This window comes from Amycolatopsis sp. NPDC043889 (assembly GCF_056435645.1).
Genome location: NZ_JBWKEC010000033.1, coordinates 51,888 through 66,037 on the forward strand (window position 1 = coordinate 51,888; position 14,150 = coordinate 66,037).

Consider the following 14,150-nt stretch of genomic DNA (forward strand, 5'->3'; position numbering starts at 1 on the left):
AGTGTCTACTGTGGACGAACGCGTGATCAGGGTCGCCCTGCTGGGCTGCGGGACGGTCGGCGGCGAGGTGGTCCGGCTGCTCACCGAGCAGGCAGGGGAGCTCGCCGCGAGGGCGGGCGCCAGGGTGGAGCTGGCCGGTATCGCGGTGCGGCGCCCCGACAAGCACCCCGAGCTCCCACCGGAACTGGTGACCTCCGACGTGACGAAGCTCGTCACCTCCCCGGACGTCGACGTCGTCGTCGAGCTGGTCGGCGGCATCGAGCCGGTGCGGCAGTGGCTGCTCGACGCGCTCAAGGCCGGGAAATCCGTTGTCACGGCGAACAAAGCGCTGCTCGCCGAGCATTCCGCGGAGCTGTTCGAGGCCGCCGACGCGGCGGGCGTGGACCTGTATTTCGAGGCGGCCGTGGCCGGGGCGATCCCGTTGCTGCGCCCGCTGCGCGAATCGCTGGCCGGCGACCGCATCACCCGCGTGATGGGCATCGTCAACGGCACCACCAACTACATCCTGTCCGCGATGGACTCCACCGGCGCCGGTTACGCGGAAACGCTGGAAGAGGCGAGCAGGCTCGGCTACGCGGAGGCGGACCCGACCGCCGACGTCGACGGTTACGACGCGGCGTCCAAGGCCGCGATCCTCGCCTCTCTCGCGTTCCACACCCGGGTGACCGCGTCCGACGTGCACCGCGAAGGCATCGCCGATGTCACCGCGTCGGACCTCACCGCGGCGAATGTCTTGGGCCGCACGGTGAAACTGCTCGCCATCTGCGAGCGTGTGACCGCCGACGACGGCACCGAGTCCGTTTCGGCGCGCGTGCATCCGGTGATGATCCCGCGCAACCACCAGCTCGCCGGGGTCGGCGGCGCGTACAACGCCGTCTACGTCGAGGCCGACGCCGCTGGTGAGCTCATGTTCTACGGTCAGGGCGCCGGTGGCGCGCCGACCGCGAGTGCCGTGCTCGGCGACCTCGTCGCGGTGGCTCGAAACCGGGTCGTCGGCGGACGTGGCCCGCGCGAATCCGCGCATGCCGCGCTCCCGGTCAGGCCGATGGGCCAGACGCCGACGCGGTACCACGTCAGTCTCGACGTGGCCGATCGAGCGGGCGTCCTCGCCCAGGTGGCCCAGGCGTTCGCCGGGCACGGTGTCAGCATCGCCGCGGTGCGGCAGCGCGACGCGAACGACACGGCCAGCCTGGTCGTGGTCACCCACCTGGCGCCGGACGCGGCATTGCGGTCCACTGTGGACGACATTGCCGAACTCGATGTGGTGAACCAGGTCGTCAGTGTGATGCGCGTGGAAGGCGAAGACCAGTGATTCCCCAACCGTGGCCCGGGATCATCCAGGCTTATCCCGACCGGATCCCGGTGCCGTCCGGCGCGAAGGTGATCACCCTCGGCGAAGGCAACACCCCGCTGCTGCCCGCCCCGCACCTCTCGGAACTGACCGGCTGCGAGGTCCACCTCAAGGTCGAAGGCGTGAACCCGACCGGGTCGTTCAAGGACCGCGGGATGACCGTCGCCATCACGCACGCGCTCGCCAGCGGGCTCAAGGCCGTCATCTGCGCCTCCACCGGCAACACGTCGGCGTCGGCCGCCGCCTACGCGGCCCGTGCCGGGCTCACCTGCGCGGTGCTGGTGCCTCAGGGCAAGATCACGATGGGCAAACTCGCCCAGGCGGTGCAGCACGGCGCGCGGATCCTCCAGGTGGACGGAAACTTCGACGACTGCCTCGAACTCGCGCAGAAGACCGCGATCGACTACCCGGTGACCCTGGTCAACTCGGTCAACCCGGTGCGCATCGCCGGCCAGAAGTCGGCCGCGTTCGAGATCTGCGACGTCCTCGGCCGGGCGCCGGACATCCACTGCCTGCCGGTCGGCAACGCGGGCAACATCACCGCCTACTGGGCCGGGTATTCCGAGTACGCGGGCGACGGTGTGGTGAAGAACACCCCGCGGATGTTCGGGTTCCAGGCGGCCGGTGCCGCGCCTCTCGTGCACGGCGAGCCGGTGGCCGATCCCGACACCATCGCGACCGCGATCCGCATCGGCAGCCCCGCGTCCTGGGACGGCGCGATGAAGGCGAAGAACGCGTCCGCGGGCCTGTTCGAAGCGATCACCGACGAGAAGATCCTCGAGGCGTACCGGCTGCTCGCCCGCAAGGAAGGCGTGTTCGTCGAGCCCGCTTCGGCGACCAGCGTCGCGGGTCTGCTCGCCACGGCCGCCGACGGGCGCCTGCCGAAGGGCTCGACGGTCGTGTGCACCGTCACCGGACACGGCCTGAAGGACCCGGCCACGGCGCTGGAGGGCAACGTCGAGGTCGAGCCGCTCGCCGTCGACCCGACCGCCGTCGCCGCCGCGCTGGACCTGCGATGACGCTGATCGAGGTCAAGGTCCCGGCGTCGTCGGCGAACCTCGGCCCCGGCTTCGACACACTCGGCCTCGCGCTGGCGTTGTACGACCGGGTCGAACTCCGGATCACCGACGCCGGGCTCAAGATCGAGGTGATCGACGTCGGCGCGGGCGGGGTGGAGGACGTCCCGACCGACGAGTCGCACCTGGTCGTCCGCGCTTTCCGGCGCGGTTGCGAGCACCTCGGCCTCCGCCCGCCGGGCCTGCACCTGCGCTGCTTCAACGCCATCCCGCACGCCCGCGGCCTCGGGTCGTCCGCGTCCGCCGTCGTGACCGGTGTCGCGGCGGCGTACGCGCTGGCTGAGAAGGCCCTGGACGACGACGCGCTGCAGCTGGCCGCCGGGTTCGAGGGACACGCCGACAACGCCGCGGCGAGCCTGCTGGGCGGCTTCGTGGTGGCCTGGACCGAGGGCGAGCGGTTCCGCGCCGAACGGCTCCAGCCGCACCACGACATCCGGCCCGTGGTCGCCGTCCCGGCGCTGCGGTCCTCGACCGACGCCACGCGCGGGCTCCTCCCCGCCCAGGTCCCGCACGCCGACGCGGCCTTCACAGCAGGCCGCGCGGCGCTCGCGGTCCACGCGCTCACCTCGCGCCCGGACCTGTTGCTCTCCGCGACCGAAGATCGGCTCCATCAGCACTATCGGGCGCCCGCGTACCCGGCGAGCAGTGAACTGGTGCGCGCGCTGAGGGCCGAAGGGGTGGCCGCGGCCATCTCCGGAGCCGGTCCGACCGTGCTCGCGCTGACCACCGGGGGAATACTCCCGGCAGGCGTCGACGTTACGTCTTTCGACGTCACCGAGCTGCCGATCGATCCGGGCGGCGTTCAGGTTGCGGCTCAGTAAAGCCTCGGTCACAGGCCGGAGCCCCATCCCGCCACGCGGGGGGTGGTTGTTGCACCGGACCGTGGCGCGGTCTACCCTCGGGGGCGTTCGATCACCGTGCGTTTCCGCACCCGGTGCCGGTCCAGGTGACCAGTGTCATCCTTGGCCCGCATCCTTCGTTGATCCGCCAGTTCCGTACACCGCCTGGCAAGCGGGGAGTAGCGGATGGACGCAGGCGGGTTCCCGGTTCCGGCGGTGCCGAATTCCGCTTCCTCCGTTTGGAGGACGCAAATCCCTGTGCTGGAGGCCTTCTAGCTGTGTTCAACACGGCCGAGGAGCTGATCGCCCGTATCGGGGGCCAATTACGCCGTTTCGCAATCGGACGCGAGCGGCGGTCCGCTGATCCACCTGGAGGCGTGGATCGGTCAGGAAGGACATTTGTGAGCAACACCGATCTTTTGAGCGACGTCGAAGGTGGCGCCGCCGAGTCGAACGGCGCCGTCGCTCCCAAGCGCACGGTCGGCGGATTGACCGGCAAGACCGTCGCCGAACTGCGCTCGATCGCTGGGGACCTTGGCATCGGCGAGACCACGGGTATGCGCAAGGGCGATCTGATCGCGGCCATCCGCGAGCGCCAGGGCAAGACCAAGCGCAAGACCCCCGCCGCGGCGAGCGAAACGCTTCCGCTCGAGGGGATCGATGCACCGCGCAAGGCCCCCAAGGCCGAAGCGCCCAAGACGGAGGCCCCGAAGCAGGAAGCCCCGAAGGCCGAAGCAGCTCCGGCCGAGGCTCCTCGCGCCGAGAAGACCGAGAAGGTCTCGGAGAACGGCTCCGCGCCCGCCGCCGAGCGGCCCGCGCAGCAGGAGAACTCCCAGCAGGACGGCCAGCCGCAGCAGGAAGAGGGCGGCCGCAACCGTCGTCGCCGCGGCTCCAACCGTGCCGCGGGTTCGCCCGAGCAGGGCGGTCAGCAGCGTGAGCGCGGTGAACAGCGTGACCGTGGCGAGCGCGGTGACCAGCGCGAACGCGGTGACCGTGGTGACCGTGGTGACCGGAACGAGCGCGGTGACCGTGGTGAGCAGGGCGGCAACCGCCAGGGCAACCGCGACGGCCGTGGCCAGGACAACCGCCAGCGCAACCAGCAGGGCGGCGGCCAGGACAACAGCCAGCGCCAGGGCCAGCAGGGCCCGCAGGGCGACGACGACGAGGAAGGCGGCCGTCGCGGCCGTCGCTTCCGCGACCGTCGCCGCCGTGGTTCCGGCGGTGGCCGGGAACAGGGCGGTTCGCCCGACACCGAGATCCGCGAGGACGACGTCCTGTTGCCCGTCGCGGGCATCCTGGACGTGCTCGACAACTACGCGTTCGTGCGCACCTCGGGCTACCTCGCCGGGCCGAACGACGTGTACGTCTCGCTTTCGCTGGTCCGCAAGTACGGCCTGCGCCGCGGTGACGCCATCACCGGTGTCGTGCGCCAGCCGCGTGACGGCGAGCAGCAGCGGCAGAAGTTCAACCCGCTGGTGCGTGTCGACTCAATCAACGGCCTGGAGCCGGACGAGTCCAAGCGTCGTCCCGAGTTCACCAAGCTGACGCCGCTGTACCCGAACGAGCGGCTGCGTCTCGAAACCGAGCCGCACAAGCTCACCACCCGCGTCATCGACCTGGTGATGCCGGTCGGCAAGGGGCAGCGTGCCCTGATCGTGTCGCCGCCGAAGGCGGGCAAGACGACGATCATGCAGGACATCGCGAACGCGATCTCGACGAACAACCCCGAGTGCCACCTGATGGTCGTGCTCGTGGACGAGCGTCCGGAAGAGGTCACCGACATGCAGCGGTCGGTGAAGGGTGAGGTCATCGCCTCGACCTTCGACCGCCCGCCGTCCGACCACACCTCGGTCGCGGAGCTGGCCATCGAGCGGGCGAAGCGCCTGGTCGAGATGGGCCACGACGTCGTCGTGCTGCTCGACTCGATCACCCGTCTGGGCCGTGCGTACAACCTGGCGGCCCCGGCGTCCGGCCGGATCCTCTCCGGTGGTGTCGACTCGACGGCGCTGTTCCCGCCGAAGCGGTTCCTCGGCGCGGCGCGCAACATCGAGAACGGCGGTTCGCTGACGATCTTCGCCACGACGATGGTCGAAACCGGGTCCACCGGTGACACGGTCATCTTCGAAGAGTTCAAGGGCACCGCGAACGCGGACCTCAAGCTCGACCGGAAGATCGCCGAGCGGCGCGTGTTCCCCGCGGTGGACATCAACCCGTCCGGTACCCGCAAGGAAGACCTGCTGCTTTCGCCGGACGAGCTCGCGGTCACCCACAAGCTGCACCGGGTGCTGCACGCGCTGGACTCGCAGCAGGCCATCGACCTGCTGATCTCGCGACTGCGCAAGACGAAGACCAACATCGAGTTCCTCATGCAGGTCTCGAAGACGGCCCTCGGCTCGAACGACGACGACTGATCTTTTCGGTCGGTAAGTACATGAAGGCCCCCTTCCCTGCGCCAGGCGCAGGGAAGGGGGCCTTCATGTACTCGGGGCGTATGTCAGCGAGGTGAGGTCGTGAAGGCCTCCTTCCCTACTCTCAGGGTAGGGAAGGAGGCCTTCACGGACGGCGGTCCATGCAGGGAGGAAGCCGTGGGTTCGGTGCCGGGGCGCATCGTCGTGTACGGGGTCACCGGCTCGGGTAAGTCGACGCTGGCGCGAAAGCTGGCCGAGCGGACCGGGCTGCCGTGCCATTCGGTCGACGACGAACTCGCCTGGCAGCCAGGCTGGGTGCCCGTCCCCGACGACGAGCAGCGACGCCGGATCGGCGCGCTGGTCGCGGGGGAGCGCTGGGTCATCGACGGGATGTTCGCCAAATGGCGCGACATCGCGTTGCCCCGCGCCGAACTGGTCGTCGCACTGGACTATCCGCGCTGGGTTTCGCTGAGCCGTCTGGTGCGCCGGACCGTGGTGCGGTGTGTCACCCGTCGGCGGATCTGCAACGGCAACGTCGAGACGCTGCGGGGCATGCTCTCCGGCGACTCGATCATCGTGTGGCACTTCCGCTCGTTCGCGCGCAAACGGCGCACGATCCGCGGCTGGGTCGCGGATCCGGCGGTGCCGGTGGTGCGGCTGACCTCGCCGCGCACGACGAAGCGCTGGTTTGCGTCGATCGAAGGTCCGTGAAGGCCTCCTTCCCTACTCTCAGGGTAGGGAAGGAGGCCTTCACGGACGGCGGTCCAAGCGATGGCTCAGCGGTGCGGAACCGCAGCGGGAGTCCAGCCGCGGTAGTTGTTGAAGTAGTGCACGCTCGACGCGTGGCCGATCTTGCCGCCGATGCTGGAGGCGTAGATCCCACCGGAGCCGTCGGCGATGCCGACGTGGCCCCACTGGCTGATGTTCCAGTACACGAAGGAGCCCTTCGGCGGCGTCCCGGTCGTGTGCTTCGGGCTCGCGCCGTTCCAGTGCGCGTTGGCCGAGGCCCAGACGCCGGTGGTCCCGTACGCGTTCTCGACGGCCTTCTCGCAGAGGCCCTGGTACGCGGTGGAGCCCATGCGGTTCTTGAACCACTGGACGGCGCCGGCAGGCGTGCCGTCGCCGGCGCCCTGGATGGCCAGGTCGCCGTCGGACAGAGTGGTGAACGTCCCGGCGGCCGGGTTGATGTCGGCGGCGGTGATGGTGGCGGCCGTTTCGGGGGTGGCCGGAGCGGCTCCTGCGACCGGAGCCACTGCGAGGGCCGCGATGGCCAGCGCGGCGACGGAGGCCGGCTTCGCCACCTTGGCGAGGATGGTGCGCATGATCAGTACCTCCTGTTGAGGAATCACCAACAGGCGGAGCATCGCGTGATCAAGTACAAATTTCGTACAACTGGATGTCGATAGTTGATAACTCAACGTAGTGGAATATGCCGGGGGTGGGGTGCGTTGACGCCACTGCCAGCACATCTGGCAAAATCATCCGCTGAAGTCCGGCACCGGTTCACCCCGCACGGGGACCCGGGGCCAACGAGAGAGGACACCATGAAAAGCGGTATTCACCCCGAGTACGTGGTCACGCACGTGAACTGTGACTGTGGCAACGAATTCACCACGCGCAGCACCAAGACCTCCGGCAACCTCCACGTCGAGATCTGCTCGAACTGCCACCCGTTCTACACCGGCAAGCAGAAGCTCATGGACACCGGCGGCCGCGTCGCGCGCTTCGAGGCTCGCTACGGCAAGCGCAAGAAGGCCGAAGACGCCAAGTAGCTTGAACGACGGCGCCTACCCGCATGTCCGGGTAGGCGCCGTTTTTCATGGTTCTATCAGGGTCCGTTGAGAGGTGGAGTGGTGGATTCGAGTTCGCTGAAGGGTCTGCTCGAAGAGCACGCCCAGCTGGAAGAGCAGCTGGCCGACCCGTCCGTGCACGCCGACCAGGCGCGCGCCCGCAAGCTCGGCCGCCGGTATGCGGAGCTGAGCCCCGTCGTCAAGACGGTCCGCGAGCTCGACACCGCCCGTGAAGACCTCGAGACGGCGAAGGAACTGGTGGCTGAAGACTCGGCCTTCGCGGCCGAGGCCGAGGAGATCTCCGCCAAGATCCCCGTGCTCGAAGCCAAGCTCACTGAACTGCTCCTGCCGCGCGACCCGTACGACGGCTCCGACGTGGTCATGGAGATCAAGTCGGGTGAAGGCGGCGAGGAATCGGCGCTGTTCGCCGGCGACCTGCTGCGTATGTACCTGCGCTACGCCGAGCGTCACGGCTGGAAGGCCGAGGTGCTCGACTCGGTCGACTCGGACCTCGGTGGTTTCAAGGACGTCACCGTGTCCATCAAGAGCCGTTCCGCCGAGGCCGACGGCGTCTGGGCGCGCCTGAAGTTCGAGGGCGGGGTGCACCGCGTGCAGCGCGTGCCCGCCACCGAATCGCAGGGCCGCATCCACACTTCCGCGTCCGGCGTGCTCATCTACCCCGAACCCGAGGACGTCGAGGTCGAGATCGACCCGAACGACCTGCGGATCGACGTCTACCGCTCGTCCGGCCCCGGCGGCCAGAGCGTGAACACGACCGACTCGGCGGTGCGGATCACCCACCTCCCGACCGGCGTGGTCGTCTCGTGCCAGAACGAGAAGTCGCAGATCCAGAACCGCGCCCGCGCCCTGCAGGTGCTGCAGGCCCGCCTCCAGGCGATCGCCGAGGAGGAAGCCGCCGCGAAGGCGTCGGACGCGCGCCGCTCGCAGGTCCGCACCGTCGACCGCTCCGAGCGGGTCCGCACCTACAACTTCGCCGAGAACCGCATCGCCGACCACCGGGTGAACTACAAGGCGTACAACCTGGACCAGGTCCTCGACGGCGATCTCGACGGCGTGCTGGACGCGCTCATCACCGCGGACCGCGAAGAGCGGCTCGCGGCCCACGCGGGCTGATTCCGGTGCCGGGCGGCATCGTCGTGCTCGCCCGTGGATTCTTCCGGTGACGGCTGCGACCGCCACCTAGAGGACTTTCGGTGATCAGCAGCGCACCGATGCGGAAACGCCTGGAGCACTCTCGCTGGGAAGGGAAGGCCCGCTAACCAGGTTCCGTGGAGAACGGATCGTCGTCCAGGCCCGTGTGGATGGCCCGCACGGACATGCCTACCTGTGAAAGACGGCCGTTCACATCGTCCTCGACCCGGCTGAGTGCTTCCGCGCCGGTTTCCCCGGCGGCCGCGGGGAAAGCCGATAACAGCACCGCCTCGCAAGGGCCCGTGTCCGTGCTGATCCTGATCAGGGACGCCGAAAGATCCGTCGCGGTCGCGCCACACAGGCGTATGGCTGCCCGCAGGTCGTCGGTGGGCACGTAGAGGTGTACCCGCAAGATGACGTCGGTGTCCGCTCGCGGGGTGAAATCATGCCGAGGAACATAAGCCGGTTCACGGGGATCGGTGCCACCGAAGGTCGTCATGAGCGAATAGAGTGTGAAACCGTCGAGCTGCGTGTCGCCGGCGTCGTAGCTTCCATAGTGACCGGTATCCGGCGTCCCGTGGATTTCGAAGAACGCCGCATTCAGTCCGAAGTGGAAAAGCGCAGGCATGGCGGCGCGATGCAAGGTTTCGGCAGGCTCCTCGCCGCCCGACGGCAGTGTGCGATAACCGACGGAGACCAAGTAGCCCCTCAGTCGCCCTCCGGGGCTCGCTCGGCAGATCTCCACCTCGGTGGCCTCGAACTCGCCGATCAAGCGCTCACCCAACCCAGCGGCCGCCGCGAAATCGTCGGTCTCGATATTCGCGGACAACCGCGTGACGACTCGCGTCTCTCGGAAATCCATGACTGGTCCGCAGGCTCCTTCGGTGACGACAGCTGCGCCCAGCTTACGGCCAACGTTCGGAACGCGCCCGGTGCCCCAGGTTGTTCCCATGTCCGCGAACGGTCTTCGGGAGTAACGACTGCGGGGTCGGCTTCGACGAATTTCGCGTCGTAATCTTCAGTTGTCCGCAACGCTCGTTCCCGGGCGCGTGGCGATCACCACATGCCCGGGAATGAGCCGGTTGCCGATCTGCCGCCCCGAGTTCAGGCGACAGCGATAGTTTCGCAGGGCTACGTCTCGAGCTGGCTGGACGAAATTTGATCGCGGGCAATCCCAGCCGTATGGATGTCCGTCGAGCTGTCGCCGAGCAGGTGAATCGCCTGTCGGACGCCCTCCTGTCACGGAACGCCAGAGCTCGCGAAATCCAGGCGACGACCCATCATGACTCCAGATACATCCCGGTCAGGTAGAAGCCTTTCTTCTCGATGTGATCGGACTGTTGGTACTCGAAGAAGCTGGCCACCACTTTGGTGTCCTGAACCTGAAATGCGGATTGTTTTTCAAAAGTTAGGTCGGCGTATTCCTGGTAGAGGTAGCCCCTTTCTTTGAGGGCTGCCAGGAAAACCTCTTTCGAAATGTTCGAATCCGGAGAGCTCCCGTTCAGTGGTGCTGGAATTGTAAAAGAGTCTCCGGGTTCCAGCCTGAGCCGGATCGCCGTGACGAGCCCGCGCGCAACGTCGAGCGACAGATTTGCCCACGAATACGGATAGGGATACTCGTCTGCTTTCGAGCCGAGCATGCGGATCGCCGGATGAGGCGAACCGGGACCCAGGAGTCTGGTGGCTTCCTGAAGTTTCATGCCGGTATGAATCGGCCCTAACCTGCCTTTGCCTGCGAAGTCGAGTAGCACGTCCATCATCGCTCCAGGGTATCCTACTTGAACAAGACTTCCACGTCCGTGTAGTTGCCGTACTCGCCAACGCGCTTTACGAATTCAACTTCCGTGAACCCGTATTTTCCCGCCTGCTTGCCGGTAAACGTGGCGCGCGCCGCATTTTCTGGAGTGTAGTTCTCGCGAAGAAGTCGATTAAATGTATCCAAGTTGTCGCGCAAGCCTGTATTCCATTTGCCGCCGACTCGTTTGACCTTTGCTCCGAAGTGATCAAATGCGGACTGGACGAGGGTTCCGCCTATGCCTTGGTGCTTTGTTCCGACTTCGACAACTATTTCGAGAGTTCCGGTTTCGCTCAGAGTTGTCATGAAGATGGTGCCGTCGGACAAGGAAACATCAAACGCTTTGCTTGTCGCGGCGAATTTGGTGGGAGTGATCGCCATTACCTTGCCGAGCCGGGCTATCCGCACCGGGATGAACATCGACGCGGCAATCCAAGCGCAGCCTTCTGCCTGCGCCCATCCTTTGTCGTTCGCGCACTTGACGAAGTCGTCGATCAGCGCCCTGCCGATCGCCACGAGCGCGTCGCCGACGACTTCCCAGGACTTGAGCTTTGTGTGCTCGGTGTACACGAAATCGATGGGGCTCGTGCCGATCTCGACGCGTGTGCATTGTTCACGCTGGGTGGCGCCAGGCGGGCATTGGAAGGTGAAGTAGCGCATGGTGCCCGTGATGTGGTGCTCGATGGTGATATCACAGATGTAGATCGGCGGACCACCGCCGATGTCCAGGCCGTTCGGCTTGCAATTTTCGAGGCCGTGCGTCTTGGGATTGTCGCGAAGATTCTCAGGCTGCCTGTCGACGCCGAACTGACTGATTGCGTTTTCGTCGGGCACGTCGCCGATGTTTTCGCGTTGCTCCCCGACCTGCGTAAACCTCGCAGCCGCCGTACGGGCTTCCTCGGCGGCCCGTGCCGCGGCTTCCGCGTCCTTGCCGGCTTCGGTCGCGTCGGTGCGTGCGTCGTCCGCGGACCGCTTTGCTTCCGCTGCCTTCGTGCGAGCGAAGGTCGCCTGAGACGACGCATAGGCAGCAGACGCGCTCGCACGCTGAGCGCTCTTGCCCGCGGCCGCCGCCGCGTCACGAGCCCGCTTCGCAGAGGCGGCTGCCTCGTCGGCGGATCGCTGCGCCGCATCGGCCGATTCCTTCGCCCGCTTCGCCGCTGCGGCGGCCGTGGTAGCGGAGGCTTGTGCCTTCTCGTTCCATTGATGTGCCTCGTCCGCCGCGCTCCGGGCGATCGCGGCTTGCTCGGCGGCCAGGTGGGCACTCTGGCGTGCGGCGGCGGCTGACTGGTCGGCGCTGGCGAGATAGCTGGCTATCTGTGAGACATGGGTCGCGGTGTCGGAGTCTCGGAGCTGTGCCTTCGGTAGTCCTGTTTGCAGGAACGACGTCACATAGGAGTCGGGCCCGGACAGGGCCGCTTGTGCGGCTGCTCGAACCTCCGGGCCGCCAGCCGCCAAGGCGCGGTTGACAGCCTTGCGATCCTCCTGCTTCGCCGCGACGTACCGCCCGTGTTCCAGGAACCGTTGCAGAGCGTCGGCGTCCCCGTTCAGTTCGGCTGTCAGCGCTTCGCTACCCGCTTGGTGAACCACAGTGCCTTCGCCCGCGGCCGCCATGATGCGATTGATCTCTTGGCGGTCGTCATTGGGCTTGCCGGGGTAGAACTTCGTGCGCAGGAATTCCTTGACCGCATCATGGCTACCGGCGGCAGCGGCGATCGCAGCGGCGCGCTGCGGTGGTTTGGTGGTGGAGCGGATGATGACGCCGATGCTCGCCCGGTCGTCTTGTTCTACGGCCAGGGCCAACCCCGCGGTGAGAAACTCCTTGACCCCCGCGGCGGTCCCGCTCAGGGCGTCTTCGGCCGCTACCTGCACCCATGGGCCACCTCGAGTGAGCAACCGAAGTGCGGCTTGACGTGTCTTGAAGAGCAAGGTCTCCGGGGGAGTGCTGCTTTGGCTAGCTGCTGTCAGCAGAGCTTGAGTGTCGGGATCGATGATTTCTCGCTCGCCGGGTTTCCACGTCGGCTCGGCCTTTTCCGCGGCTTCTGCCAGCACTGCGTCTTGCGCATCGCGAATCCCTTGAGATTCCTGCTGAGCCAATCGCTCGACATCGGCTTGTCGCGCCGTGTCGGCCACGGTGTGCGCCTTGACCGCGGCGGCACTCGCCGCGTTCGCGGCTTTGTCGGCCTCCGCAGCCGCTGCCGCCGACCGCTCGGCGGCCTTCTCGGCTTCACCGGCCTGTTCCGCTGCGAGCAGGGCGGCTTCGGCTGCCTTGACGGCATGTCCTGCGGCTGAGTTGGCGGCGTCACGCGCCTCGAACGCCGCTTGTGCCGCTCGTTGCGCCAGCGACTGAGTGGCTGCAGCCGCCCTTCTTGCCTCCGCTGCCGCTTGGCGTGCGCGCCGCGCGGCGCGTTCCGCTTCGTCGGCGTTCGCGCCGGCCGCTCGTGCCGCTGTCGCGGCCTGTTCGGCGGCTTTCGCCGCCTTGTCGGCAAAGTCACCGGCATTGCCGGCTGCGGTGGAGGCGTTGCCCGCCTCAAGAACGGCCTTGCCGGCCGCGTCCGCCGCCGCGGCCGCAGCCGTAGCGTTCACGGCCACTTCCTTGGCCGCCTCGGCGGCCACGCGGGCATCATGTGCCTTGCCGCGTTCTCTCGCCGCACCGGCTGCGGCGTCGTGTGCTCGTGTCGCCGCCTTCTCGGTCAGAGAAGCGGCGATCGCCGCTTGACCCGCGGCGTTCGCTGCGACCCGTGCGGCATCGTTGGCGCGCCCGGCCGCATTGATCGCGGTCTGGGCGGAAGCGGCCGCGGCGCTGGCGGCTTCGGCCGCCCGTGTCGCCGCCTGACCGGCTCGTGCCGCGTCACCTTGTGCGGCCGTGGCCTCAGTGGCAGCGAGTTCCGCCGCCTCCCGTGACTTCTGTGCCGCACTGACCGCCTGGTCCGCCGCTTCTTTCGCGGCGTCGGTGCTCTCTGCGGCGCGTCGCTGAGCGTCGGCCGCCAACTCGGCCAATCCGGCGACCGAGAGTGTCTCCTGGTCGCGCTGCACGGCAACCTGCCAGCCACTGCGCAGGAATTCGCGGATGTCGTCGGCGTTTCCGCTCAGTACCCGCTGGCAGGCTTGATACACGGCCGAGCCAACAGCCGATGCGTACAAGATCTTGTTGACGCGGATCCGGTCGTCTTTGTCTTGAGCGACGTACTGACCGGTGCGCAGGAAAGCCACGACATCGTCGATAGTCCCCTTGAGGGCGGCGTCGCCCGCCTTGATCACCTGCGCACCGGCCCGCGCCATGATCTGATTGAGGAGCCGGCGCTGGTCGTTTTCCCAAGGGGAGCGCCACCCTGAGTCAAGGAAGGTCCGTACGGCGGCGATCGAGTCGCTCAAGGCCGCGCTACCCGCGGCTCGGACCGCAGGTCCCGACCTTGCCATAAGCTGATTCAGGGCAATTCGGTCATCGTGCTCGGTGGCGACTGGCCGCCGTTCGGCCAAGAAGCGATGAACATCCGCATCTGTACCCAACAGTGCGAATTCTGCTTCCCGCGCGACGACCCGGCCGCCCGACTTGAACAATGCGAGTGTCTGCGCACGTTCACCGTCGTTTGCGGCGATGCTGTCAATCGATTCGGCGGCGGAAGCCGTTACCGGTCCGACGCCCATGATGAGTGTGATGTAGGCCATAAGGATACTGAGACACGCTCTTACGCGCACAGGTGTTCCCCCTGGTGTTAAAGATGGTCCATTTGGTGTAATG

11 protein-coding genes are annotated in these 14,150 nt (G+C 67.2%); 7 read left to right on the forward strand and 4 right to left on the reverse strand.

From position 1 onward, the window contains the following. Nucleotide 1: 1 nt before the first annotated feature. The 5 genes from AC0685_RS36660 (at nt 2) to AC0685_RS36680 (ending at nt 6,385) form a co-directional block, all read left to right on the forward strand. Nucleotides 2-1,312 carry a homoserine dehydrogenase gene (locus AC0685_RS36660; protein WP_478229668.1) on the forward strand — a complete coding sequence of 437 codons (1,311 nt, stop codon included), beginning with the start codon at nt 2-4 and terminating at the stop codon, nt 1,310-1,312. Continuing rightward, complete coding sequence (thrC, locus tag AC0685_RS36665) at nt 1,309-2,370, forward strand: threonine synthase (RefSeq protein ID WP_478229669.1); 1,062 nt, start codon at nt 1,309-1,311, stop codon at nt 2,368-2,370. The genes AC0685_RS36660 and thrC overlap by 4 nt, the downstream gene beginning before the upstream one ends. Further along, complete coding sequence (thrB, locus tag AC0685_RS36670) at nt 2,367-3,248, forward strand: homoserine kinase (protein ID WP_478229670.1); 882 nt, start codon at nt 2,367-2,369, stop codon at nt 3,246-3,248. The genes thrC and thrB overlap by 4 nt, the downstream gene beginning before the upstream one ends. A gap of 419 nt (nt 3,249-3,667) precedes the next feature. Beyond that, nucleotides 3,668-5,677 (forward strand): transcription termination factor Rho, encoded by a 2,010-nt coding sequence (rho, locus tag AC0685_RS36675; protein WP_478229671.1) that lies wholly within the window; start codon nt 3,668-3,670, stop codon nt 5,675-5,677. Nucleotides 5,678-5,851: 174 nt separating this feature from the next. Next, nucleotides 5,852-6,385 (forward strand): AAA family ATPase, encoded by a 534-nt coding sequence (locus tag AC0685_RS36680; RefSeq protein WP_478229672.1) that lies wholly within the window; start codon nt 5,852-5,854, stop codon nt 6,383-6,385. Nucleotides 6,386-6,450: 65 nt separating this feature from the next. Here AC0685_RS36680 and AC0685_RS36685 read toward each other — a convergent pair whose 3' ends face one another. After that, entirely contained in the window at nt 6,451-6,996 is a 546-nt protein-coding gene (locus AC0685_RS36685) for a CHAP domain-containing protein (RefSeq protein WP_478229673.1), read from the reverse strand. Nucleotides 6,997-7,218: 222 nt separating this feature from the next. On the opposite strand from AC0685_RS36685, the gene rpmE reads away from it, so the two are divergent. Beyond that, nucleotides 7,219-7,446, forward strand: coding sequence for a 50S ribosomal protein L31 (gene rpmE / locus AC0685_RS36690; RefSeq protein WP_007028345.1), 228 nt, complete (start codon nt 7,219-7,221; stop codon nt 7,444-7,446). Between the two features lie 81 nt (nt 7,447-7,527). Next, a complete protein-coding gene (prfA, locus tag AC0685_RS36695) occupies nt 7,528-8,598 on the forward strand; it encodes a peptide chain release factor 1 (RefSeq protein WP_478229674.1) in 1,071 nt (356 codons plus the stop codon). Nucleotides 8,599-8,740: 142 nt separating this feature from the next. On the opposite strand, the gene AC0685_RS36700 is transcribed toward prfA, so the two are convergent. The 3 genes from AC0685_RS36700 to AC0685_RS36710 form a co-directional block, all read right to left on the reverse strand. After that, nucleotides 8,741-9,478, reverse strand: a complete 738-nt coding sequence (locus AC0685_RS36700) for a hypothetical protein (RefSeq protein WP_478229675.1) — start codon at nt 9,476-9,478, stop codon at nt 8,741-8,743. A 418-nt stretch (nt 9,479-9,896) separates the two neighbouring features. Continuing rightward, nucleotides 9,897-10,376: a hypothetical protein gene (locus AC0685_RS36705; protein WP_478229676.1), complete on the reverse strand. Its 480-nt coding sequence runs from the start codon at nt 10,374-10,376 to the stop codon at nt 9,897-9,899. Between the two features lie 14 nt (nt 10,377-10,390). Continuing rightward, complete coding sequence (locus AC0685_RS36710; RefSeq protein WP_478229677.1) at nt 10,391-14,077, reverse strand: ALF repeat-containing protein; 3,687 nt, start codon at nt 14,075-14,077, stop codon at nt 10,391-10,393. Between the last annotated feature and the right edge of the window lie 73 nt (nt 14,078-14,150).

Bases quoted from the DNA above. Each gene is read 5' to 3' on its own strand.
- AC0685_RS36710 (WP_478229677.1), bottom strand. From the start codon at position 14,077: ATGGCCTACATCACACTCATCATGGGCGTCGGACCGGTAACGGCTTCC.
- AC0685_RS36685 (WP_478229673.1), bottom strand. From the start codon at position 6,996: ATGCGCACCATCCTCGCCAAGGTGGCGAAGCCGGCCTCCGTCGCCGCG.
- AC0685_RS36705 (WP_478229676.1), bottom strand. From the start codon at position 10,376: ATGATGGACGTGCTACTCGACTTCGCAGGCAAAGGCAGGTTAGGGCCG.
- AC0685_RS36700 (WP_478229675.1), bottom strand. From the start codon at position 9,478: ATGGATTTCCGAGAGACGCGAGTCGTCACGCGGTTGTCCGCGAATATC.
- thrB (WP_478229670.1), top strand. From the start codon at position 2,367: ATGACGCTGATCGAGGTCAAGGTCCCGGCGTCGTCGGCGAACCTCGGC.
- rpmE (WP_007028345.1), top strand. From the start codon at position 7,219: ATGAAAAGCGGTATTCACCCCGAGTACGTGGTCACGCACGTGAACTGT.